Origin of the sequence: Weizmannia sp. CD-2023, assembly GCF_036225245.1 — a bacterium.
Lineage (GTDB): Bacteria > Bacillota > Bacilli > Bacillales > Bacillaceae_C > Weizmannia > Weizmannia faecalis.
Genome location: NZ_JARTJQ010000071.1, coordinates 20,174 through 42,793 on the forward strand (window position 1 = coordinate 20,174; position 22,620 = coordinate 42,793).

Consider the following 22,620-nt stretch of genomic DNA (forward strand, 5'->3'; position numbering starts at 1 on the left):
GCTCCTTCCAACTCTATTTTATGTTGTCCGGCGCGCCTAAACAAATGCCGGGTAGTTGAAAAAAGGTTGGTATTCCCCGGGGTCCCGGTACGATTATCCTGCAACAAATAAAACACAGGTGCTTTTCAAACCCGGAAAGTTCATGTAGAATTGGTATCAGGTACTAAAAATCGTATATAAATTGTAAATAAAGGAGTTAACACGATGCAGTTATCTTTGGAAAATAAAACATTTGTTGTGATGGGTGTTGCAAATAAGCGCAGTATTGCCTGGGGAATTGCCCAATCGCTTGATGCAGCAGGCGCAAGGATTATTTTTACCTATGCGCTCGACCGGAATGAAAAAAGCATCCACGAACTTGCTGAAACGCTGAATCGAAAGGACTATCTGATCCTTCAATGCGACGTGGAAAGCGACGAGCAGATTCAGTCATGCTTTCAAACGATCAAAAAGGAAGCTGGCACGATCGACGGTATTGCCCACTGTGTTGCGTTTGCCCGCAGAGAAGAATTAAAAGGCGACTACACAAACGTGACGCGTGAAGGGTTTTTACTGGCCCATAATATCAGTTCCTATTCGCTATCGGCCGTTGCCAAAGCGGTGAAAGAGCTGGAACTCATGCCTAACGGGGGCAGCATTGTTACCCTGACCTACCTCGGCGGCGAACGCGTCATGGAAAATTACAATGTAATGGGCGTTGCGAAAGCTTCCCTCGATGCAAGCGTCCGCTATTTGGCCTATGACCTAGGAAAGCTCAATATCCGCGTCAACTCGATCTCGGCCGGCCCGATTCGCACCTTGTCGGCAAAAGGTGTCAGCGACTTCAACAGCATTTTGAAAGTGATGGAAGAAAGGGCGCCGCTTCACCGTGGTGTGGATACACGCGAAGTCGGCGATACCGCGTTGTTTCTTTTTAGTGACCTGTCGCGCGCTGTTACAGGCGAAAACATTCATGTGGATGCCGGCTATCATATTATGGGCTAACCGGACAATTCCGGACGGTTCGAAAACTGGTCCTTCCGAATGCCGGCTATCATAAAATGCAACGGCTTGTCCAAAAGCGCAAATGAAAAAAGCCAGGAAGTGAAACCTTCCTGGCTTTTTTGGCATGGCATCAGTCTCTGTAATTTTTTTTATGGCCTTTTTTGTTGTCATAATGATAATGGTCGTTATCTTCAATTTCTGCAGCAGAGAATGTGTAGCTGACAACATTTTGAGGCGTCAGTGTAATGGTTCCAAGCAGGGTAGGTGCAACCCCCGGAATCGTTGTATCTGGAGCGAAATTACCGAGTTCAATGGTTAAGAAGTATTCGTTTTTCCCTTTGGACGGATCGGTATCTACGGCGTGAACCGTCGTTGTCACGTTTTCAAAGAGCACTGTAACGAGTCCGCCGGCTGTAAGAATGCCAATGCCGGAAATTCCGCTTTCATCCCGTTTTTGGGAAATGAGTGTCGTACCGGAAGAATTTCTTCTCCAGATTCGGAAGACTGCCGGAATGGTTAACGGAATGACGATCCCTGGTCCTGCTCCTGTAATTGCCCCAATTAAGGCTGCAAGTGTTACACCGAGTGGCAGGTCTGCTGGCGACCATTCGACAGTTGCGAGCAATGAAACACGGTCATCATAATCATCCACTTTTACATCTACTTCAGCAATAGCGTTTGCCATGTTAAAGACGCCTGTCACGGATACAGGTACGGACGGCGATTGATCTACATCGAATTCCGACAGAAGCCCCCGTTCTTCCTCGTCTTGCCGTTTGTGGTGGCGATGATCATCATAGCAGCTGTCGTTTGAGTCGTAATAAGACATTTAAATGCCTCCCTTCGTTTTGTTACTATATTCTACTCATTCGCATATTTTTGGAATAGACGGATGGTAGCGTATAAAAGCACATTTTTCCCTGCTTTATCCATTTGTGCCAATATGCTGTGGAAACCGCGGTTCCGTTCCTTGTCCCCAAAACATACGATAAGGCAGAAATAGCAAATGATTGGGAGATTCAAGCTCTAGGCACATTTCTTATTTTCGTGCATAGGTATAAAGCGAGCCAGAAATCAGGAGGAGGGATTTTGGAAACATGGAGGAGAGCCAGTACAGCAGCCAAAAACCGCTTCTTTATATTATCCAGCCGAAAAATGTTCCGCTCGCGATCAAGATGCAGAAAGTGTACAGAAATGTGGTGAGCGAAAAAACTGAACATGCCGGCCATGGAACGATCGCGGAACCAATGCCTGCCAGCGGCGATACAGGGCATGCCGAAGAAAAAAACAATGCAGCCGCACGCGAGAAAAAAACAGAACCGGAACAGCCCAAACCGAATAAAGCGGTAGAACAGGAAAAAACAGAAGAAGCTGCAGAACGCGGGGGAGCCGTAAACGTTCCGGCCATGGCAACAACGGCAGCTCATTTGGAACACGAGGGAGCGGAGAATGCCGCGGAACAGCAACAGGCGGAAAATACTGCGGAACCCGCCGGAGCGGTGGAAGCGGAGACGGATTTGGAAACGGACGGCGCTGACAAAGCCGACACCTGGCCGGAACAAGAAACCGTCCAACCACCATCGAGAAAACGGTTCAAAGAAATGACAGTCCATGAAAAAATTGACTATTTAATTCATAAGCCAGGTTTTCTACCGGAAATCCCCGTCATGATTCAAACGAACAGCATCGCCTATCGTGCCGTGATCCTTGAACGGATGGAAGACCAATTGTCAGTCATGCCTTTTTCCTCAATGGAGACGGCCTGGATCAATCTGGACGAGATCACGGACATTAAATTACTGGTTCAGTAAAGCCACGGAAAAAAAGTCGATAAGCGGCAACTTATCGACTTTCATACATTACAAATTGACAAAAGTGTCTTCGAGGCATTGAATGGCAATGAAATCGGTTAAATCAAGCGTGATGCATGTATCGGTTGCTTCGAAGTGGACCCTAGAATGGCCGTCATGATGTTCGCAGACGCATTTTAAAACCCGTACAACAGCACAGCACCCTTCCACATTTTCGACTCTTAAAAATTTCGATTTTTCGCAGAAGTCGTCGCAGCTGTCAAAGTGGTGATTTTTGTAAAATGGTTCAAAAGCACAACCGTCTTTTGTATATAGAATGAATGGACGTGTGTTGACATGTGAATGTTTTTCCCTGTTGGCACCGAGCACGGGATTCAAGCAGTTGGTCGGGCAGCTGCTGTCTTCTACCGCAGCATCCTGCAAATCGTTGATGAAATGTACGACATCACAAACGCAAGTACGGGAATATTCATGGGATTTACTGCTCATTCATTTTTCAACTCCTTCAATGGTTTAGTTTCAGTACACTATAGAATATTGTCTCGGTGCTTTTTTTGTTACGAATGTCCCCGCGTTTTTGCAAAAATAGGCAAACAACTTGCATAGGGAATTTTGTACCCGGGGAAGGAGGCAGGAAATGGTTTCCTATTGGCTTGATTTCGTTCTGCTTGCACTGGCCAGTTTCAGACTGACGCGCTTGTTGGTTTATGATAAAATTACGGCCTTTTTACGAAAACCTTTTCATAAAGAAATAACCGAAATGGCGCCTGATGGAACAATCGAGGAATATATTGAAATCAAAGGAACAGGGATCAGAAAGTGGATTGGCGAATTATTAAGTTGCCACTGGTGCACCGGTGTCTGGTCCGCGGCCATCCTGTACGGGAGTTGGATGCTTTTTCCGCAAATCGGGTCGCCTATTGTCATGATCCTTGCAATTGCCGGCCTGGCGAGTATCCTCGAAACCGTTCTTTTGCGGATCATGGACGAATGAAGTGAACAACCGTGAAAATGCTGCATACGATAAAAAAGGAAGCGCGAATCCTGAGGAAAGGATGGTAAGATTATGGGCAAACCACGCATCAAAATTCCGGTCACCCCTTCATCCGTCCCGGCGTATACAAACAATCAGAAAAAAGTCAAAAAAGGCGGATGCGGCTGCGGCGGCAAAAAAACGCGATAAAACAAAAGCGGAAGGCAGGATTGCACTTCCGCTTTTGTTTTCCCTTTTTTCCAGGATGCGGCAAGAATTTCTAATTATAAAATCTGCGCTTGCGCGAAAAATAGAGAGGTAAAAGTTGAAAGCGCAGAGGGATGAGTATGAAAAAAATCATGTATGTTTTAGCTTCAGTATGTTTGCTCACCGGCTGCGGTTTTAACGGGCCGGAACACAAGGACAGCAAAATGGCCCTTGTGAAAAAAACACAACCGTCGCCGGTGAGACTCACGAACACCGGGAATAAGGCCGTTCCAGGACAATTGAAAAAAGATGTCCTTGGCTTTGACAGCATTTACGATGTGGCCATCATTGAAGGGCCAAAAGAAACATTGGTTGCCTACAAAGTCAGGCATCTGCACCGTTTTAAAATGAAGAAAATCGAAAAACAGCTCAACGCCTTTTTAAAGAAACGCTACCCCGGACGCAAATTTATTACTTCCAGCGACTATAAAATTTTCCTGGAAACCGTCCGCCTCAAGGAAGATATGGACGAGCACAAAATTTCAGCCGGCAAGGCAAAAAAACGTTTCAAAGACATCATCAAGCTGAAACAGGAATTAACATAGGAAAAGGGCTGAGATAATGGCAAACAAAAATCAAAACAAAACACCCGAACAAAAAGCGTATGATCAGTTCGAAAAAAAGCATGAGCTGAAAAGGCCGGTATTGAAAAACTGCATCCGTGCATTTTGGGTAGGCGGCTGTTTTTGTCTGGCTGGTCAGGCCCTTACTTACTTCTATATATACATGTTTAATTTCACCGAAAAAACGGCCGGCAACCCGACAACCGCGACAATGGTGTTTTTATCCATGCTGTTGACCGGCTTTGGCATTTATGACCATATCGGGCAGTACGCCGGTGCAGGGAGCGCGGTGCCGGTAACGGGCTTCGGGAACTCCGTTGTATCCGCTGCGATTGAACATCGGACGGAAGGCTATGTGCTCGGCGTCGGCGGAAATATTTTTAAACTTGCCGGCACCGTCATTGTATTTGGTGTGTTTTCCGCGTTTGTTGTCGTCCTGATCCGGACCGTCATCATGATGTGGGGGGGGATCGTAATGCCCGCAAAATCGCAAACATGGACTTTCACGAACCGCCCGGCCATTCTTTCAACCGGTGTTGTCGGGGGCCCGTTTGAGAAAAAGGGGCAGATGGCAGACGATTTCGACCGGTTTTTTGAAGATTTGTGGATCGGCGAGGATTCGTATGAAAAAGCCCAGCGCAAACTGATCGAGGAAGCAGTTGGCATTGCCCTGAAAAAGCGAAACCTTAAGGAAACCGATATTCAGTTTTTTCTCGCTGGTGATTTGATTAACCAAATCACGCCGACAAGTTTTGCGGCAAGGACAAATGCGATTCCTTACCTGGGCCTTTTTAGCGCCTGTGCCACTTCGATGGAAAGCCTGGCGCTTGCCGCTTTCATCGTTAATCACGGTGGGGCGGAGAAAGTGCTGGCCGGGGCTTCGAGCCACAATGCAACAACAGAGAAGCAATTCCGTTATCCGACCGAATACGGCGGGCAGAAACCGCCGACCGCACAATGGACAGTGACGGGAGCGGGATTCGCGGTGGTCGGTACGGAAGAAAACGGGCCGGCGCCGCGGATTACGTCGGCCACGATCGGAAAAGTACTGGACCTTGGCATTTCCGATCCGTTTAATATGGGTGGTGCAATGGCGCCGGCTGCGGTCGATACGATTGAACAGCATCTCCGGGAAACCGGCCGTGATCCATCTTACTATGATTTGATTGTGACCGGCGATTTGGCGAAAATTGGCCGTTCCATCGCGCTCGATCTTTTCAAACAGAGGAATCTTGACATTCGCAGCGAACAGTTCCAGGATTGCGGCCTGATGGTATATGACAAGTCCCAGCCCGTGCAGGCCGGGGCAAGCGGGGCCGGATGTTCAGCGATTGTCTTGTACGGCCATTTGCTAAACGAAATGAAAAAAGGCCGTTACCAAAAAATCTTGCTCGTCGCAACCGGCGCACTATTGTCGCCTTTGTCTTATCAGCAGGGCGAAACCATTCCGTGCATCGCGCACGCCTGCGCCATCGAATATTTGTAAGAAAGGGTATTGCCTGGGTTGCGTTGCGGCACGAGTTGTTTGAGGCTATGCCATCAAATATTTGAAGAAAGGGTCATATGGTTGGGTTGCAGCACGGATTGAGCCTGAGCGATCGAGTATTTGCTTAGGTTGCGGCACGGATACGGATAATTTGAGGTGCGCGATCGAGTATTCGCTTAGGTTGCAGCATGGATTGTGTGAGCCTGAGCGATCGAGTATTTGTAAGAAAGGAAGGATGCGTAATGCTTGCAATGTTTTTCTGGGCCTTTGTGATTGGCGGGCTGATTTGTGTAATTGGCCAGTTGCTGTTTGATGTCGCAAAATTATCGCCGGGGCATACGATGAGTGTCCTCGTTACGGCCGGCGCGATTTTATCGGGCCTCGGCCTTTATGAACCGCTTGTAAATTTTGCCGGTGCCGGGGCGACCATTCCAATTACAAGTTTTGGCAATTCGCTTGCAACTGGCGCCATGCAGGAAGTGCAAAGGCATGGCATTGTCGGGGTATTGACCGGCATGTTTGAAGTCACATCTTCCGGCATTTCGGCTGCGATTATTTTCGGATTTATCGGCTCGCTCCTCTTTAAGCCAAGAGGATAATGATGCCGTCCCTGACACACGCCTATACCGAATGCCTGCACCTTACATATTGTATAGTGTAATACAAGAAGTGAGGTGAAAAACATGTTTGGATACGGTTATGGCGGCGGCTGCGGCTATGGCGGTTACGGCGGTGGTTACGGCTACGGCAGCACATTTGTATTGATCGTTGTTTTGTTCATTCTGTTAATTATTGTCGGTGCAAGCTTCTGCTGACAAGTTGCGGGGAGGATTCCCCGCCTTTTTTTATAGCGGGAGAGAAAACGCTCGTACCCCTGCTTCTATCAGGGAATTTTTGGAGGGAAACGGGCATTGAAAGACAAACATTGGGCCAGGAAGCGGTGAACTGCTTTATAGGGACGATGACCGAGCCGCCGTAAGCTTTGTCCAATTAGAGCGTCTAATTGGACAAAAGCCCCGGAACCCGAGCGTGTTTTGTCTAATTGGAAGATCCAATTAGACGCCCATGCTGCAGTGAACGCGCACCAACAGTAGAATGAAAATCAGCTGGCGCATATTTTTCAGGATAGACAAAAGTGAACCGTCAAATTGTCCTTCATCGGAGTAATGTTTTGTTTTGTCCGTGTGGCAACTTCAAAAAGACATTTTGATCCAGTCGCGACTCCTTTTGTCCTTTTGACAGGTTCAAAAGGATATTTGGGCCCAAACGCGATCCTTTTTTTGTCCTTTTGGCAGGTTCAAAGGGACATTTCGGATCCAGACGTAACGTGTTTTGTCCTTTTGGCAGGTTCAAAAAGACATTTTGGACCCGGAAGCAGCGTGTTTTGTCCTTTTGACGGCTTCAAAAGGACATTTCGGATCCAGACGTAACGTGTTTTGTCCTTTTGACGGCTTCAAAAAGACATTTCGAGCTCGGATGAAACGTGTTTTGTCCTTTTGGCAGGTTCAAAAAGACATTTCGGACCCGGAAACAGCGTGTTTTGTCCTTTTGACGGTTACAAAAGGACATTTCGGGCCCGGATACATCGTGTTTTGTCCTTTTGACGGCTTCAAAAAGACATTTCGGGCCCGGATGCAGCGTGTTTTGTCCTTTTGACGGTTACAAAAGGACATTTCGGGCCCGGATACATCGTGTTTTGTCCTTTTGACGGCTTCAAAAGGACATTTCGGATCCAGATGCAGCTTGTTTTTCCTTTTGGCAACTTCAATGAAAGACAAACCCCAGGCCTGGCAAAGCCGAAATGTCCTTCATCGAGATGATGAAGGACAAAACACCGGCTGAAAAATACCAAATTGTCCTTCATCGAGGTGATGAAAGACAAAACCCAGGTCTGGCAAAGCCCAATTGTCCTTCATCGAGGTGATGAAGGACAAAACACTGGCCTGGCAAAGTCAAATTGTCTTTCATCGAGGTGATGAAAGACAAAACACCGGGCGGATAACGCCGAAATGTCCTTCATCGAGGTGATGAAGGACAAAACTCAGGTCGGGAAATGCAGAAATGTCCTTCATCAGGGTAATGAAGGACAAAACCCAGGCCGAAAAACGCCAAACTGTCCTTCACCAGGTTGATGAAAGACAAAACAAGTGCCATGAAACATCAAACTGTCCTTCATCAAAGCACTGGCTGTAAATCAAGCTTGTGCACCGGGAAAATGCACTTTTTTGCAATGAAAAATTCCGGCTAACACGTTTTCAATTGAAAATCCACTTTTGTACTGTCAATCCGGCTTCTTTTTTCATACGATAAAACAGCTTGAAGAGAGGAGCGACGAAGGTGGATCATCAGTTTTTCAAGAATATCGAAAAGAAGACAGGCGTTAATATGAATGACATTTTCCAGCTTGCAAATTCCCTGCAGAACGCGAATTTTAAAGATGAAAATACCGTCCGTGGCATCATCCAGCGCGTCTCGCAAATTGCAAACAAACGGGTACCGAAAGAGCTGGAAGATAAAATTGTTGAATCAATTGTCAAAGATGGAAAAAAGCTCGATTTTAACACGATCAACAAAATGATGAACAACGGAAAGTAACCAAAGCGGGCTTGCAAATCAGATGCAAGTCCGCATTTTTCTGTTTAAAATGAAAGAAGAGAGGGAAAAGAATATAGAAATCATTTAAAGGGGTGACTGCCATGAGTTTGATCGCTCCAATTCCAGACTATCAGGCAAGCCAGTACCGGCTTTATGACGGAATGTCCTTACGCCAGCTTGAAGTGGAAAAAGCAGATGCCGTTTCGAGGGCTTATCCTGTTAAGCGGCAAAACGGCGTCACGGGTGGAACAGAATACCATTTTAAAGCAAATGAACAACCGGCAAAAAGCCGGATTATCGCAAACATCACCGGCCTGGGGCAATATATTGATCTTTCGGTTTGAATCTTTTCCCGCTGGAGTGCGAATTTTTACACCGGAAAAGCAGCAAGATTGAAAAAGCGATTATAAAATAAACAAAATATTGCCGCTTGGTTGCCTGCTGAAAAATTGCATCATCATGCAAATTGGTTTATATCACCTAAATATTGAAAAAATCGGCGAGACACAACTTCTCGCCGATTTTTCACGGATTTGGGGCTTTTTCTCCAGCCCGGGGTTCCGGATGTTATTTGATCGGTTTCTCCATTGTTTTATGCGGAATGCCGGCATCGAGAAATTCACCGGAAACAACACGGTATCCGAGTTTTTCGTAAAAAGGAATCGCGTGTGCCTGTGCGTTTAATTTGCATTTTTGCACGCCTTGTTCTGCGGCATAATGTTCAATTGCCAGCATCAGTTCCCGGCCGGCCCCTTTGCCGCGCACGGACGGAAGGATGCAGATGCGTTCCACTTTCCCGTACCCGTCCACCATCCGAAAACGCCCGGCGCCTGCGGGTCTCCCTTCATCATCGTACAGCAGAAAATGCGTGCAGTCCTGTTCCAATGCGTCAATTTCTTCTTCAACCGGGACGTGCTGCTCTTCTACAAATACTTTTTTCCGGATTTGAAAAGCCGTCTCCAGTTGTTCTTCATTTTTTACAGTTAATACGTCCACATTTGTTAGTCCTTTCCGAGATGATAGGTCTCATAAACAGTCCATATCCCGTTTTCAAGCTGATATAAAAGATGGAACCGGTTTGCCTTTTCTTCGTGGTCAATGCCAACCATTTCCAGCTGGCGGAACACATCGGCATGTTCTTCTTTAGACAACTCCTGCCCGATGGTAATATGCGGCACAAACGGGTACGGAGGCGGCCCGCCCGGCAGACGGTCTCTGAAATCTGCGAAAAGCCCTTCCAATTCCGGCGTCGGTTCAACTTTAAAATAAATTGTATTGCTGACGGGTTCAAAAGATTTCACTTTTGTCACTTTCAGCAAAAATGGGTTGTATTTTTTGGCAATTTCTTTCAGTTGCCCGCGAAAAACTTCCGCCTCTTCTTCGGATGCCTCAAACGCCGCTTTGAGCGTAATATGCGGCGGGATCAGCGCGTACTTCGGGTCGTAACGTTTCCGGTAGGAGTTGGCAAGGTCCTGCAGTTTTTTTGACGGAAAGACAACAAGCGCATACTTCATAAAATGCCTCCTTTTTCTGGATATTAAGCCGTTATGATACAATTTTATCAGAAAAATGGCCGAAAATTAATCTTTTTTAAACAGGTACCTGAGTGCACGCGGCAAATCTTTTTGCCAGTACTTCCAGGAGTGGACGCCGTCAAATTCGTCATAAAATCCGGGGACCCCTTTTTCTTCCAGGATTTGATGCAGGGTTCGGTTCGGCGTGATAAAATTCTGGATCTTGCCGTCGGTCGTTTTTACTTCCGTCTCCTCTTTTCCGGCAATATGGTAAATGTCCATCAGCTTTGGATCCGTACATTGTTTAGCAGCTTCCATCACTTTTTCATTCACGAGCGGCGACATTAATGCGGCTTTTCCAAATGTATGGGGGTACTTGAATGCCGCCATGAGCGAGACGGTTGCCGCCAGTGAGTCTCCTGCCAGCGCCCGGCCCGATGCCATTTGTGCAGTCGGAAACTCACGGTCAAGGAAAGGGGCAAGTTCATGCGCCAAGAACCGGATATAAGCGGCATGTTGCTCGCCGTCAGGATGGTATTTCCGGCGCCTGTCTGGGATATCCGCATAAGGGATCCCGACAATAATCAAGTCTTCAATTTCGCCTTTTGCAAGCAGTTCATCCGCGGCACGTGCAATCCGGCCGAGCTGGAAGAAGTCTTTTCCGTCCTGGCATATGCATACGGCATATTGATAAAGCGGGGAAAAACGCGCCGGCAAGTATACCCAGAGATTGAGCGTTTCCCCGAGCTCCCTGCTTTCAAACGGGATATCTTTAATCGTGCCTCTTTCAATTTCCATACGATGAAAACCTCCTTCTCAAGATGGGGATGCCCCGCCGTCCCGGAAAAAATTTACACAACCCGCTGCCTGTAAATTCAGTTTACCAGCCCATACGAAAAACATCCAGAATCCGGCAACGCCTGAAATAGATAAAGCAAGCGTCTTTGATGAAGAGAGCTGGTTACATCATGGATAAATTTGGAAAAATGAAGACGTGGGGGCGATCCTAAATTTGAATGCGATATCCATTCGGGTGGGAAAAACGAAGCTCATTTTATATGAAGAAAAATTCTCATTAATTTTTTGCCGAACCTGTCTGCATCCTTGCCAAATCTAGGAATTTTGCTTATTCAGTAAGCCCTACTTAAAAATTTTTATTGTTTTCCTTCATTCTCTTTTTCAACATTTTGCGTATAAGTCTTGTCGTTTCAATATCTTTCTATCGTTCTTCTTCAGAAACATAATGCTTAGTTCCGCTTACAATAGCAGTGAATTTACCATCGGATGTCATTCCTGGTGGTTCTGTCCATCGTTTGTCAGAAAATAGTTTTTTGCTGCTCATTTACATTTCCTCCAACTCAAACAAAATTTTACCGGATTGAAACTTTTGATTTAAGATTTTAAATTGACTACCTCTTAAAAAATACTTCGGCCTCCTGATCATTAATTCCTTTCAAATCTCTACCGATTGGGCAGCATCATTCTATCCTTCAAAGATATATATTCTTTAAAAGTAATTTTGGTTTTTAATATGTCGTTGGAATCCATGGAATGGATCATAATATTCCAACGACAAATTCTATTTATTGTTTTTATGGCGTTCTTTTAGCATTTTCAAAAATTCTTTTCGAATCTTCTTACCTTCTTCGATATCTCTTTGTCTTTCTTCTTCTGATGCATAATGTTTGGTTCCTATGGAAATAGCGCTGATTTCCCCATCTTCTGTTATTCCAATTGGATCCGTCCAACGACGGTCGGAATATGGTTTATTATTTTTATCCATAGGATTTCCTCCAATTCGAATATAACTCTACCATTCATAAATTGACTGGATAAGATTTTATAAGCTGTATTACGTTTAAATAATACTTCTTGCTCCTCGTCATTAAATCCTTCTAAATCATGACCATTTTTATAAGGTGAGATTGACCGATTACGTTATAATCATTCCTCTGCTTTTTGGTTGCAGCAGCTTTTATTTCACGATTGTTTTTTAACGCCTTTAAACATAAAGACTCTTTTTAACGCCTTGCTCAGGGTGAGATAAAGAGAGTCCGCATCCCCATTCCGCCAAAATAAAAAGCAACCTGATTAGAGGAAATATCTTGCTGTCAATTCGGTTTATTTAGGGGACACATCAGTTATTTTTTCAATGTCACTTTTTCTAACGGGTATCGTCCATCATTTTCTGGTATTCCACCCTCAATAAGATAAAATCTTTTTGAGCCGTTTTTAAAAACTTCAAAAATCCATCTTTTAACCCCCACATCCAATTTTTGGGGGACTCATTTATCACCCCCCCTTGCTACAGCGACGTTAGGCATGGCTGCGGGGACAATACAGGAGTTGTGCGTCCACTTGGTCTGTCAAATCCATAAAATGCCAAATTCTAATTCGTTCAGCAAGCCCTATTTAGCTGCAGGAATATGTAATACCCGGCCGCATGCTGAGGAGAATCCTCCAAAAAGCCAGGGACGCTGTTTTCCACAAAAAATGGAAACGGCAATCCGGCGCGCATTTTTTTCGGAAGCGGACGCATATTAAAAGAAAGGAGGCGATCCGTGTGAAATGGAATGAACAAGCGGCACCAAACAACCATCAGGCGTCCGCTGATTTGCTTGCAGCACAAAGCGATGAGACAGAATTTCAATACGAAGAACTTTCAGACGGCGGCGAGCGGAATAAAGTGATACAAGAACAGAAAAAACGCCGTACGCACTTGTAATAGAGGTGGGGCTCCATGGAAATCAAAATCGGACAAGTATATAAAGAAAAGCAGCATGAAACACTTGCCATGGTGGTCGCAGTCCAAAACGAAAGCATTATGCTCGGCACCGGCAATCTGGTATCGCCGAAAACGATTGAAGATCGCTATGTCCTTGTCCGGGATGCCGAATAACGGTGCCCCGGACTATTTTTTTGCAGCAATCTTAAAAATATAGCATGTAATGACATATCCGGCTAACAGATCGAATGAAAAGATCAGAATCGGGACAAAGATCGCGCCAGCGCCTTCTTCTGGGAGATAGTAGGCAAATATCCGGGATATCAGTTGGTTGATAAAATAAGCCAATACGAGCGTCAGGCAAAACTTCACCACCGTTTTCATGATCCTCACACCCTTCGTTTCATTTTATATAACTGACACTAAGACAAGGTCATCCATTCGCTTGATAATGAGCCGGCAACAAAGTAGCAAAAAATAAAAAAACCGGCAAAAGCCGGTTTTTAAGGGGGTATTGCTAGACAACAAAAAGGGGGGGTTGTCTAGTTGGTATAGGGTTTTGTAACTTGTCCTTGCTACAGGTATAATAGTACGGGTTTTTTCCTAAAAGATCATGAAAGAAAAATAAGTTTTTGATGAGAATTGTCGATTTTTGTTGAAACTCTACTTCTTGTCTTGATCGGCAGCATCGTTGCTGTCTGCAGCCCGCGCCTTGTATTTTTCCACGATCTGCGCGATTTCTCCTTTATCTCCTTTTGCATTCATCATTTCAAACCATCCGTTTAACCCTTCAGAAATTCTTTTATCATCGTTTTTCATGGCTTGCCTTCTTTCCTCTTTTCCAAATATTTTTTGATTTCGGGCCGGCAAATCAGGGCTGCGATGGCGGGCGGCACAGCAAACATAAAAAATACAAAGTATAACGTGTTCATCACATGGAGATAAAACCAGGTTTCCAAATCGTCCACCCCCGGGTTTGCTTCTATGTATATTTTTTCGCCCGGCCTTTTTCTTATACCGTATAAATTGGTTTTAACCTGTAAATCCTATAAGGAAAAAGAAGGGAGACGCCACAAATGTTCAAGCGCCTGTTAGATTTGTTCAAACTGGACACAACAGGGGACTGGGAAGATTGGGACCTGGACGATGAAAATTTGGAAGACGACTGGGATGAAGAGGACGATGAGGAGATGTAAAGCAGACTTACGGGCCGGGGCATCAAGATTGCGCCGGCTTTAATGCGAAAAAAAAACCGGCACAATGCCGGTTGGTAAGGGGAGTTTTTTCTAGACATTAAGGGGGGTATCTAGAAACTTAAGGGTTTGTTGCTTTTTCCTTGCTACACCTAAAATATAACCCTCTTACACTAAAAAGTCATGAAGAAAAAATGAGAAAAAAATGAGAAACAAATTTGTCACATTTTATGCGGGTTCCGATATATAAACACTTAACTCAATTGAAGAAAACGGTATACTAGAATGAGAGATATTTACCTCTCCATTATGAACGGAGAGGCCATTCAAACCAATTTTATTGAGGGGGAATCACCATGCTTTTTGGCGGAGTGGAAGCAGGCGGTACAAAATTTGTTTGTGCAACGGGAGATGAAACAGGGAAAATTCAGGAAAGGGTTGAGTTCCCGACGCGCGATCCGGAAGAAACGGTGAAAGATGTAATCGCGTTTTTTTCACAGTTCGAGACAAAAGCAATCGGCATTGCCTCATTTGGGCCGATTGACGTCAATCCGGAAAGTGATACATATGGATACATTACAACAACACCGAAAACGGCCTGGCAAAATTATCCCATTAAGCAAACGATAGAGAAAGCATTGGGCGTTCCGGCCGGTTTTACGACAGATGTGAACGGGGCGGCGCTCGGGGAGTCGGTGCTTGGCGCGGCCAAAGGGCTAGACAGCTGCCTGTACATCACGGTCGGTACCGGTATCGGAGCTGGAGCCGTTGTAAAAGGCAATCTCCTTGAAGGATGGTCGCACCCGGAAATGGGGCATATTCTTTTGCGCCGCCACCCGGATGATCATTTTGAAGGGGCATGCCCTTTCCATCATGACTGCCTCGAAGGACTCGCAGCCGGGCCGGCAATCGAAGCGCGGTGGGGGCAGAAAGGAAAAGAACTCTCGGACCGTCCGGAAGTCTGGGAAATGGAGGCAGATTATCTGGCACAGGCGCTCATGCAATACATTCTAATTGTGTCGCCGAAAAAAATCATCATGGGCGGCGGCGTGATGCACCAACAGCAATTGTTCCCGCTGATACACAAAAAACTGACCGAGCTGATCAACGGTTATATCAAGCTGCCTGAACCGCTGTCCGAATATATTACGTCCCCGGGCCTTAGCAACGACGCCGGCATTACAGGGGCGATTTTGCTCGGAAAACAGGCATATGAAACAGGTAAATTATAAAACAAAATTTAGCTGAGTGCTGGCTGCTTCTCCGATTTTTCGAATGGATTCGATATCAATTGGGGGAGTGGCCGGCACTTTTTGTAGGAACTTTGTAAAAAATCCTGTTGACACCGGAAATAATTTCAGATAATATCAAACTGGTTTGCGTAAGTACGAACAGAGGAGGGGGAATCATGTCCTTGATACTGGAACATGTGACGAAAAAATTTGGAGCGTTTACAGCGGTAAACGATTTGTCGTTAATGATCCCGGAAAAGGAGCTGTTCGGTTTCTTAGGGGCAAACGGAGCAGGAAAAACGACGACTTTCCGGATGATCCTTGGTTTATTAAAACCGAATGAAGGAAACATCACCTGGAACGGGCGCAAAATGGATTACACATTGAGCCCAGAAATCGGGTATCTGCCGGAAGAACGCGGGCTGTATCCAAAATTAAAAGTAAAAGACCAGCTTGTTTATCTTGCACGGCTGCGCGGGATGGGCAAGCAGGATGCGGTGAAAGAACTAAAATACTGGCTTGGCCGTTTTCATGTCGAAGAATATTTGGATAAACGGGTGGAAGAACTGTCAAAAGGAAACCAGCAGAAGATCCAGTTTATCGCTGCTGTTCTACATAAGCCGAAGCTGCTGATTTTAGATGAGCCCTTCAGCGGCCTTGACCCGGTCAATGTGGAAACGTTAAAAACAGCGGTCGCAGAACTGCGGGATCAGGGCGCGACCATTGTGTTTTCAAGCCACCGGATGGAACATGTTGAAGAACTTTGTGAGCATTTGTGCATTATGCATCATGGCAGCCCGGTTGTGCATGGTGAACTGAGAGCGGTCAAACGTGCATTTGGGAAACAAAATGTCGTGATCCATGCTGATTTTGATCTGGCATTTTTACGTGCCTTCCCGGGGGTCGTCCGATTTAAGAAAACGGCGCTCGGGGCAGAGCTGCAAATTGACCGGATGGAAGCGGCGCAAAAAATTTTAGATGAAATCAACGGAAAAGGTTTCATCCGCAAGTTTGCGCTTGAAGAACCATCTCTAAACGATATTTTCATAGAAAAGGTGGGGGCTTCCTATGAATAGGTTCGGCATTTTAATCGGTCATGCCTACATGTCAAAACTAAAAACAAAATCCTTTGTGATCACGACGGCTATTTTGCTTGTTGCTGTCCTGCTGATGGGAAACATAAACCGGATGATCGATATGTTTGCCGGCAGCAAGCAGAAAAAGGTTGCGGTTTTGGATGAGACGAACACGCTGTACGGGCCGCTTAAGCAGCAATTAAAAACCGTTGATAAAGATATCCGGCTTGTGCAGGCCGAAAAAAGCGAAAGTGCGTTGCGGAAAGAAGTATTAAAGGAAAAATATGAAGGGTATGTTGTTTTATCGCTTGACGCAGCTGGCATGCCGAAAGCAGTCTATAAAGCCCCGAATCTTGCCGATACCGGGACTACGGACAGTTTGGAGCAGGCGCTGCAGGCTGTAAAAAGCAATATGGCGGCAGGAAAACTGAAGCTTTCTTCTGCAGAGCTTTCACTTTTAAACAGCCCCGCATCCTTTAAGAGCATCAATCTGGAGCGGGATGCAAAATCCGAAGCAGAACTGGCGCAGGCGAGGGGGCTTGTCTATATTTTGCTGTTTGCGATTTATTTCGCGGTCATTTTTTACGCCAGTGCAGTCGGAATGGAAGTGGCGACTGAAAAAGCTTCACGGGTAATGGAAATCTTAATTTCGAGCGTCCCGCCAGTGCAGCAGATGTTTGCGAAAATCATCAGCGGCGCCCTGCTCGGTTTGACACAGATGGCGGTGCTCCTTGCCGCAGCATACGCGACCATCAAACAAAATATCAATCACTTGACGGGCGGCTTTTTTTCTGTATTTGGATTTTCGGATATAAAGATGTCAACGATTGTGTACGCTGTGGTGTTTTTCCTGCTCGGGTATTTGCTGTATGCCACTTTGGCAGCTTTTCTCGGCTCGCTTGTCAGCCGGATTGAAGATGCCCAGCAGATGATGATGCCGATGACGTTTCTTGTCATGATCGGGTTCTTCCTTGCGATGGCCGGGCTTGGAAATCCTTCTGCCAGCTATATTACCGTTCTGTCGTACATTCCGTTTTTTACACCGATGCTGATGTTTTTGCGGGTGGGCATGCTCGACTTGCCGGTGTGGGCCGGGCTTTCGGGCGTTGCGGTCATGGTTGTCACGATTGTGTTCATGGCGATAGCAGGTGCGCGCATCTACCGCGGCGGCGTGCTGCTTTACGGCAAAAGCAATTCGTTGAAAAACATTCTGAAGGCGCTGCAAATGTCAAAAGAAGGCTAAGCCTGCCAGTTTGAATTCTCCCCTTGATGGGTATACTGAATGTAACTGAAAGTCCGTGCAGAGGGGAGCGTTTTTTTTGAAATCAAAAAGAGTCGTCTTTGGTACCATTGTACTTTTTCTTGTCGTCGTGGTGCTTGCCGGTTACTTTATTTGGTTCAGCAAATAAAGCCGTATTACATAGATGAGCGATAAAGGTCCGGGCTGCCCAAAATTTTTTATGACTCGGCGGCAAGGATTGCGTGTTGAAAGACAAGATACGCACCGGAACGAACAGGCGCTTCTGCTTGTGCTAAGGCCCCATCCGGATGTGTATGCAACTCTTTAAAGACGTACGGAAACGTCCGTGAATTTGGGTGAATTTTCCGAAAACAGAACGCTCACAGCCATGCTGCGAAATAGGAAGACGGGTTGGGTTTATCTCGTTGCGAATGGCGATTTTGATGCAGCTGGATTTGCGTAAATCATTCCAACTGCCCCGGATTCTAAATTGAAGAAAGCGGATTTCCCATTTGCAGGAAGTCCGCTTTTGCCTGTTAAATGCTCTTTTTCATCCCGCATCTCCGGCATTCACGCAAAAACACGCCATGTTTGACCGATGACTTGAAGTGGCTGTAACCACAATTATCACAGCGGCCCGGATGGACGTCGGGCATTTCTTTATAATCATAAACAATACTTGTATCATAACCTTTTGTTTCATAATCCTTTTCTTCACTCATCTGCCATCACCCCGTTTGAGTCTTTCTCGTAAAACAGCATACCATAATTTAAAAAAACTTGGGAAATGAACGGACGAAAAAAGCCTTCCTTACCGAACAGCGGGACGAATAAGTGGAAAAGTGAAAAGGAAATATCGCCCAATTGTGTTCCGTTTCAGAATTGCAGGCTTTTCAAAAACGCAAAATTGTCTTATCTGATTGAAAAAGGCGTATAATAAAAAAGAACTTAATGGAAAGGAAGATTTAAATGGCAAAAGACATTACACGGGAAATGGCGGAGCGGTTTTCCCAGCAAATCCGCGAACTGCCGCAAAACAAAGTGATTCAAAATGCAATGATGAAAAACGGATTGAAGGCCGCGACAATCAACAATGATGCTGTGGTTTCTATGAATCACGTATTCTCCCACGAAATTGAAACGGGGAAAGTGTCAAATCAGAAACAAAGCGGGCGCTGTTGGATGTTTGCCGCCTTAAATACGTTTACGCATAAGTTAAATGCAAAATTCAGATTGAAAGACTTTGAGCTTTCGCAAAACTATACGAATTTCTGGGACAAATTTGAAAAAGCCAATTACTTCCTGGAAACGATGATTGAAACCGCAGACGAACCTGTGGAAGGACGGCTCATTTCCTGGCTGCTTGAAACCCCGCAGCAGGACGGCGGGCAGTGGGATATGCTCGTCGCGCTCATTAAAAAATACGGCGTTGTGCCAAAACAGGTTATGCCGGAAACCTTTAACAGCAGCAACTCGCGCGAACTCAATTCGCTTTTAAATGCCAAGCTCCGCGAAGATGCGGTGAAACTAAGAAAAATGCACGCAGCAGGACAGCCGGAAGAAGAATTGCGGCAGGCGAAAGAAGGCATGCTTGCAGAAGTTTACAAATTGCTGGCCTTTGCACTCGGTGAGCCGCCGAAGACGTTTGATTTTGAATTCCGCGATACCGACAAACTGTTCCATCGCGAGCAAAACATTACACCACAGGCATTTTTTGAGAAATACGTCGGATTTGATCTCGACCAATACATCAGCATTATCAATGCGCCAACAAGCGACAAACCGTACGGCAAAACGTATACGGTGCAGTATTTGGGCAATGTGGTTGGCGGCAAACCGGTCAAATATTTAAATGTTGATATCGAAACCTTTAAATCGCTGGCCGTAAAACAGCTGAAGGATAACCGTAGCGTCTGGTTCGGCTGTGATGTTGCCGCGTCATCAGACCGGAATGAAGGCATCATGGATACCAGCCTTTTCGATTTGGAAAAAGCTTTCGGATTTTCGTTCGGCATGACCAAAGCGGAACGGCTCGATTATAAAGACAGCATAATGACGCACGCAATGGTATTGACCGGTGTCAACCTCATTGACGGCAAACCGGACAGATGGAAAGTGGAAAACAGCTGGGGTGAAAAAGTGGGCAAAGACGGTTATTTTGTCATGAGTGACGCCTGGATGGATGAATATACGTACCAAATCGTCATTGACAAAAAATATTTGCCAGAGGATTTGCAAAAAGCATGGGAACAAGATCCGATTGTCCTGAAACCTTGGGATCCGATGGGGTCTCTTGCCTGGATGCATTAAACAAAGGGCGCGGTTGCCATCAGCCGCGCTTTTTAAGTAGGGCTTGCTGAGCTTCCTTACGTAGACGGGCTCTAAGGGCTCTAAGTGAAGGAAGAGCCTCGTTTTTGCTTGCTTTCTTAACGTAGACGGGCTCTAAGTGAAGGAAGACCTTCAATTTTTCGTGCTTTCTTAACATAGACGGGCTCTAAGTTAAGGAAGGCCGTCAATTTTCCGTGCTTCCTTAACATAGACGAGCTCTAAGTTAAGGAAGGCCGTCAATTTTGCTTGCTTTCTTAACATAGACGGGCTCTATGTGAAGGAAGGGCCACGTTTTTTCATGCTTTCTTTACGTAGACGCCCTCTATGTGAAGAAAGAGCCTCGTTTTTTCGTGCTTCCTTAACGTAGACGGGTTCTACGTTAAGGAACATTGATTTTTTTGCGCGTTTCCTTAACATAGACACGCTCTATGTGAAGGAAGGCATTCAATTTTCCGCACTACCTTAACATAGACGGGCCCTAAGTTAAGAAAGGTCTTCGTTTTTTCATGCTTCCTTAACGTAGACGCCCTCTATGTGAAGGAAGGCCGTCAATTTTCCGTGCTTTCTTAACGTAGACGCCCTCTAAGTTAAGGAAGGCCGTCAATTTTGCTTGCTTTCTTAACGTAGACGGGCTCTATGTGAAGGAAGGGTCACGTTTTTTCATGCTTTCTTAACATAGACGGACTCTAAGTTGAGGAAGGCCGTCAATTTTGCTTGCTTCCTTAACGTAGACGGGCTCTATGTGAAGAAAGGCCTTCGTTTTTTCATGCTTCCTTAACGTAGACGCCCTCTATGTGAAGGAACACTGTCAATTTTCCACGCTTTCTTAACGTAGACGAGCTCAATCTGAAGGAAGAACCCAAAGTATGTAAAATGCCCCGGAAACGGACCCGCCCCAAAATGGAAGGCAGCCTCCTCTAAATTTTTTAAAAATACAAAATATCTCCCTGGAAAGCTACTGAAAACGACTGTTCTAATATTGGAAAATTTTCCCCCGCCTTGTAAAATGGAAAAAGGGGTTGAAATTGAATGAAATATGAAAATAGTTCGGACTTGATCATGCGATGAAAAAAAACAATGATATTATACGAGTGTTAAAGCATTTCCCCGACTATAGAAAGTTATTGGCAACGACTACCGTTACAGGATTAACAACATGGGGTTCCTTTATTTCAATGCTCGTCCTTTTAGGGAAAATAACGGATAATGGATTGCAGTTAGGGACGCTGTGGGCTGTAAGCGGTTTAGTGCCGATTGCGATGAGTTTTCTATTAGGCGGGCTTATTGATAGAATGGATACCAAGAAAATCATTGTAGTATCTGAACTGCTGAAATCGCCGCTATATGCCCTTTTTATACTTGTGCCCGTGTTCGACGGTTGGGCAGCTTGGATTTTTTTCTTTGTGATCAGGTTTTTTATCGGCGTTCTCTCATCTTTGACTACCGTTGCGAGACAAACCATTATTCCGGAAATCATGAAAGAAGAAGACTTGATCATTGCGAATTCATTGAACTTTTCTTTGACCAGTTTGATTCGCTTAATCGGTGCAGCTTCCGGCGGGGTTTTGGTAACATTGCTCAATCTAAATGTCTTCTGGATCTTAACATCTTTATCTTTTATTTACGCCGGCATCACCATGTGGACATTGAATTTAAAAAATTCCCAAATAAAGCCAAAGGAAAGAAACTTTCTCAGCGAACTAAAGATTGGCTTATCCGTGGTAAAAAAGCAAATTTACATCAGATATGTATTGCTTTTTGCCTTAACAGGGGGCTTAATTGTCGGGTCTTTTAACCTGATGATTCAACAAATGGTAAACCATATTTATCATGTTCCCCCTATCGGCATTAGCATGTTATACGTTGGAGAAGGTTTGACTTCTGTCATTTTGGGTCTTTGGATTGCCAATAATAAAATTTTTTTCAAAAATATTCACCGGTATGGCTATAGTTATATCTTAATGGGATTAAGCTGGGCTGTGTTTGGGCTTTCCAATAATTTGTTTGAAGGCACTTTCATTATGGTCTTACATGCTTTTGTCGGCGGATTCATTGTCCCGTTCGAACGGCATGTGATGCAAACACATGTTGAAAGCAATCTTAGAGGGAGAGTTTTTGGGCTTTGGAATACTTGCAGCATGGTCTCCATGCAATTTGGCGCTTTTCTGACAGGGGTTATCATTCAGTATCTTGGATTGAGGTCTGTAACGCCACTTGCTGCTTTACTGGAGATCGTGCTCGGGGTTGTGTTTTTCTTTCGATTTAGAGGAAAAAAATTAGCATTTACGAATCAAGAAAGCTTCACTTCTTCATCCTAAACACCAGCCGGAAAAATAACGGAACGGCCCGGCTATAAAACTGGTGTGATGCACGAATGATGCTCAGTAAGTCCCATTAACGACAACCGGCAAAAAACTGCCGGGTGAAAAAGGGGCAAAAGCAGTGATTATAACTTGCCGGAGGAGAGTGAAAAAGGGGAGAGGAAGCGGAGTAGTTAACATGTTTAATTTCAATCCCGGTTTTTAAAAGGCGAAACATTTCCCCGAAAAGGATTCGACCCCGGATGGATGAAAAAGGGGAGGTATCAGGAAACGGGACAGTTATCATGTTCCGATTTTTAAAAGGCGAAAATT

General features: G+C 45.3%; 28 protein-coding genes and 1 pseudogene. 18 read left to right on the plus strand and 11 right to left on the minus strand.

Annotated features, from left to right (window positions below):
* The first annotated feature begins 204 nt into the window (after positions 1 to 204).
* Positions 205 to 984 (plus strand): enoyl-ACP reductase FabI, encoded by a 780-nt coding sequence (gene fabI, locus P9687_RS10115; protein ID WP_035182031.1) that lies wholly within the window; start codon positions 205 to 207, stop codon positions 982 to 984.
* Positions 985 to 1,114: 130 nt separating this feature from the next.
* On the opposite strand, the gene P9687_RS10120 is transcribed toward fabI, so the two are convergent.
* Complete coding sequence (locus tag P9687_RS10120; RefSeq protein ID WP_035182029.1) at positions 1,115 to 1,813, minus strand: hypothetical protein; 699 nt, start codon at positions 1,811 to 1,813, stop codon at positions 1,115 to 1,117.
* A 268-nt stretch (positions 1,814 to 2,081) separates the two neighbouring features.
* Between P9687_RS10120 and P9687_RS10125 the strand changes: the two genes are divergently transcribed.
* Positions 2,082 to 2,795, plus strand: coding sequence for a CotO family spore coat protein (locus P9687_RS10125; protein WP_026684061.1), 714 nt, complete (start codon positions 2,082 to 2,084; stop codon positions 2,793 to 2,795).
* A 48-nt stretch (positions 2,796 to 2,843) separates the two neighbouring features.
* On the opposite strand, the gene P9687_RS10130 is transcribed toward P9687_RS10125, so the two are convergent.
* Complete coding sequence (locus P9687_RS10130; RefSeq protein WP_014095709.1) at positions 2,844 to 3,284, minus strand: CotY/CotZ family spore coat protein; 441 nt, start codon at positions 3,282 to 3,284, stop codon at positions 2,844 to 2,846.
* 148 nt (positions 3,285 to 3,432) lie between these two features.
* Here P9687_RS10130 and P9687_RS10135 point away from each other — a divergent pair, with 148 nt between their 5' ends.
* From P9687_RS10135 to P9687_RS10170, 8 genes and pseudogenes are all read left to right on the plus strand, one after another.
* Complete coding sequence (locus tag P9687_RS10135; RefSeq protein ID WP_014095708.1) at positions 3,433 to 3,789, plus strand: DUF1360 domain-containing protein; 357 nt, start codon at positions 3,433 to 3,435, stop codon at positions 3,787 to 3,789.
* Positions 3,790 to 4,115: 326 nt separating this feature from the next.
* Positions 4,116 to 4,580: a sporulation protein gene (locus P9687_RS10140; RefSeq protein ID WP_026684062.1), complete on the plus strand. Its 465-nt coding sequence runs from the start codon at positions 4,116 to 4,118 to the stop codon at positions 4,578 to 4,580.
* A 16-nt stretch (positions 4,581 to 4,596) separates the two neighbouring features.
* Positions 4,597 to 5,040, plus strand: a pseudogene (gene spoVAC, locus P9687_RS10145) (stage V sporulation protein AC); the annotation flags it as partial.
* A 33-nt stretch (positions 5,041 to 5,073) separates the two neighbouring features.
* Positions 5,074 to 6,084 carry a stage V sporulation protein AD gene (gene spoVAD, locus P9687_RS10150; RefSeq protein WP_014095704.1) on the plus strand — a complete coding sequence of 337 codons (1,011 nt, stop codon included), beginning with the start codon at positions 5,074 to 5,076 and terminating at the stop codon, positions 6,082 to 6,084.
* A 242-nt stretch (positions 6,085 to 6,326) separates the two neighbouring features.
* Positions 6,327 to 6,683, plus strand: coding sequence for a stage V sporulation protein AE (spoVAE, locus tag P9687_RS10155; RefSeq protein WP_014095703.1), 357 nt, complete (start codon positions 6,327 to 6,329; stop codon positions 6,681 to 6,683).
* Between the two features lie 84 nt (positions 6,684 to 6,767).
* The gene (locus P9687_RS10160; protein WP_017551778.1) at positions 6,768 to 6,899 is read left to right on the plus strand and encodes a YjcZ family sporulation protein; all 132 of its coding nucleotides are present in this window, start codon (positions 6,768 to 6,770) and stop codon (positions 6,897 to 6,899) included.
* Positions 6,900 to 8,421: 1,522 nt separating this feature from the next.
* The gene (locus P9687_RS10165; protein WP_014095701.1) at positions 8,422 to 8,679 is read left to right on the plus strand and encodes a stage VI sporulation protein F; all 258 of its coding nucleotides are present in this window, start codon (positions 8,422 to 8,424) and stop codon (positions 8,677 to 8,679) included.
* A 101-nt stretch (positions 8,680 to 8,780) separates the two neighbouring features.
* Positions 8,781 to 9,023 (plus strand): hypothetical protein, encoded by a 243-nt coding sequence (locus tag P9687_RS10170; protein WP_035189748.1) that lies wholly within the window; start codon positions 8,781 to 8,783, stop codon positions 9,021 to 9,023.
* 223 nt (positions 9,024 to 9,246) lie between these two features.
* Here P9687_RS10170 and P9687_RS10175 read toward each other — a convergent pair whose 3' ends face one another.
* The 5 genes from P9687_RS10175 to P9687_RS10195 all read right to left on the minus strand — a co-directional run bounded on the left by P9687_RS10175 (position 9,247) and on the right by P9687_RS10195 (position 11,976).
* A complete protein-coding gene (locus tag P9687_RS10175) occupies positions 9,247 to 9,675 on the minus strand; it encodes a GNAT family N-acetyltransferase (protein ID WP_035189745.1) in 429 nt (142 codons plus the stop codon).
* A 5-nt stretch (positions 9,676 to 9,680) separates the two neighbouring features.
* Entirely contained in the window at positions 9,681 to 10,193 is a 513-nt protein-coding gene (locus P9687_RS10180) for a 2'-5' RNA ligase family protein (protein ID WP_035189744.1), read from the minus strand.
* A gap of 66 nt (positions 10,194 to 10,259) precedes the next feature.
* Positions 10,260 to 10,991, minus strand: coding sequence for an alpha/beta hydrolase (locus tag P9687_RS10185; protein WP_017554209.1), 732 nt, complete (start codon positions 10,989 to 10,991; stop codon positions 10,260 to 10,262).
* A 421-nt stretch (positions 10,992 to 11,412) separates the two neighbouring features.
* Positions 11,413 to 11,535 carry a hypothetical protein gene (locus P9687_RS10190; protein WP_019721854.1) on the minus strand — a complete coding sequence of 41 codons (123 nt, stop codon included), beginning with the start codon at positions 11,533 to 11,535 and terminating at the stop codon, positions 11,413 to 11,415.
* A 237-nt stretch (positions 11,536 to 11,772) separates the two neighbouring features.
* Positions 11,773 to 11,976, minus strand: a complete 204-nt coding sequence (locus tag P9687_RS10195) for a hypothetical protein (protein ID WP_014095695.1) — start codon at positions 11,974 to 11,976, stop codon at positions 11,773 to 11,775.
* A gap of 780 nt (positions 11,977 to 12,756) precedes the next feature.
* Between P9687_RS10195 and P9687_RS10200 the strand changes: the two genes are divergently transcribed.
* The gene (locus P9687_RS10200) at positions 12,757 to 12,918 is read left to right on the plus strand and encodes a hypothetical protein (RefSeq protein ID WP_225620978.1); all 162 of its coding nucleotides are present in this window, start codon (positions 12,757 to 12,759) and stop codon (positions 12,916 to 12,918) included.
* Positions 12,919 to 12,933: 15 nt separating this feature from the next.
* A complete protein-coding gene (locus P9687_RS10205; RefSeq protein ID WP_019721857.1) occupies positions 12,934 to 13,092 on the plus strand; it encodes a hypothetical protein in 159 nt (52 codons plus the stop codon).
* A 12-nt stretch (positions 13,093 to 13,104) separates the two neighbouring features.
* Here the strand turns inward: P9687_RS10205 and P9687_RS10210 are convergent, their stop codons facing one another.
* The 3 genes from P9687_RS10210 to P9687_RS10220 all read right to left on the minus strand — a co-directional run bounded on the left by P9687_RS10210 (position 13,105) and on the right by P9687_RS10220 (position 13,877).
* Entirely contained in the window at positions 13,105 to 13,302 is a 198-nt protein-coding gene (locus P9687_RS10210; protein WP_061577795.1) for a hypothetical protein, read from the minus strand.
* Positions 13,303 to 13,581: 279 nt separating this feature from the next.
* A complete protein-coding gene (locus P9687_RS10215) occupies positions 13,582 to 13,737 on the minus strand; it encodes a hypothetical protein (RefSeq protein ID WP_014095692.1) in 156 nt (51 codons plus the stop codon).
* On the minus strand, positions 13,734 to 13,877 hold the full coding sequence (locus P9687_RS10220) for a hypothetical protein (protein ID WP_164931346.1): 144 nt from the start codon (positions 13,875 to 13,877) through the stop codon (positions 13,734 to 13,736). Before P9687_RS10220 ends, P9687_RS10215 begins: the two co-directional genes overlap by 4 nt.
* Before the next feature lie 590 nt (positions 13,878 to 14,467).
* On the opposite strand from P9687_RS10220, the gene P9687_RS10225 reads away from it, so the two are divergent.
* The 4 genes from P9687_RS10225 (at position 14,468) to P9687_RS10240 (ending at position 17,828) form a co-directional block, all read left to right on the plus strand.
* Complete coding sequence (locus P9687_RS10225; protein ID WP_035190308.1) at positions 14,468 to 15,343, plus strand: ROK family protein; 876 nt, start codon at positions 14,468 to 14,470, stop codon at positions 15,341 to 15,343.
* Positions 15,344 to 15,519: 176 nt separating this feature from the next.
* Positions 15,520 to 16,419: an ABC transporter ATP-binding protein gene (locus tag P9687_RS10230; RefSeq protein ID WP_168985950.1), complete on the plus strand. Its 900-nt coding sequence runs from the start codon at positions 15,520 to 15,522 to the stop codon at positions 16,417 to 16,419.
* Positions 16,412 to 17,662: an ABC transporter permease gene (locus P9687_RS10235; protein ID WP_014095686.1), complete on the plus strand. Its 1,251-nt coding sequence runs from the start codon at positions 16,412 to 16,414 to the stop codon at positions 17,660 to 17,662. The genes P9687_RS10230 and P9687_RS10235 overlap by 8 nt, the downstream gene beginning before the upstream one ends.
* A gap of 76 nt (positions 17,663 to 17,738) precedes the next feature.
* A complete protein-coding gene (locus tag P9687_RS10240; RefSeq protein WP_017551759.1) occupies positions 17,739 to 17,828 on the plus strand; it encodes an archaellin/type IV pilin N-terminal domain-containing protein in 90 nt (29 codons plus the stop codon).
* 367 nt (positions 17,829 to 18,195) lie between these two features.
* On the opposite strand, the gene P9687_RS10245 is transcribed toward P9687_RS10240, so the two are convergent.
* On the minus strand, positions 18,196 to 18,381 hold the full coding sequence (locus P9687_RS10245; RefSeq protein WP_013858831.1) for a hypothetical protein: 186 nt from the start codon (positions 18,379 to 18,381) through the stop codon (positions 18,196 to 18,198).
* Between the two features lie 247 nt (positions 18,382 to 18,628).
* Between P9687_RS10245 and P9687_RS10250 the strand changes: the two genes are divergently transcribed.
* Together P9687_RS10250 and P9687_RS10255 are read left to right on the plus strand one after the other, a co-directional pair.
* Positions 18,629 to 19,969 (plus strand): C1 family peptidase, encoded by a 1,341-nt coding sequence (locus P9687_RS10250; protein WP_035190301.1) that lies wholly within the window; start codon positions 18,629 to 18,631, stop codon positions 19,967 to 19,969.
* A 1,082-nt stretch (positions 19,970 to 21,051) separates the two neighbouring features.
* Entirely contained in the window at positions 21,052 to 22,305 is a 1,254-nt protein-coding gene (locus P9687_RS10255) for an MFS transporter (RefSeq protein WP_168985951.1), read from the plus strand.
* Positions 22,306 to 22,620: the final 315 nt, after the last annotated feature.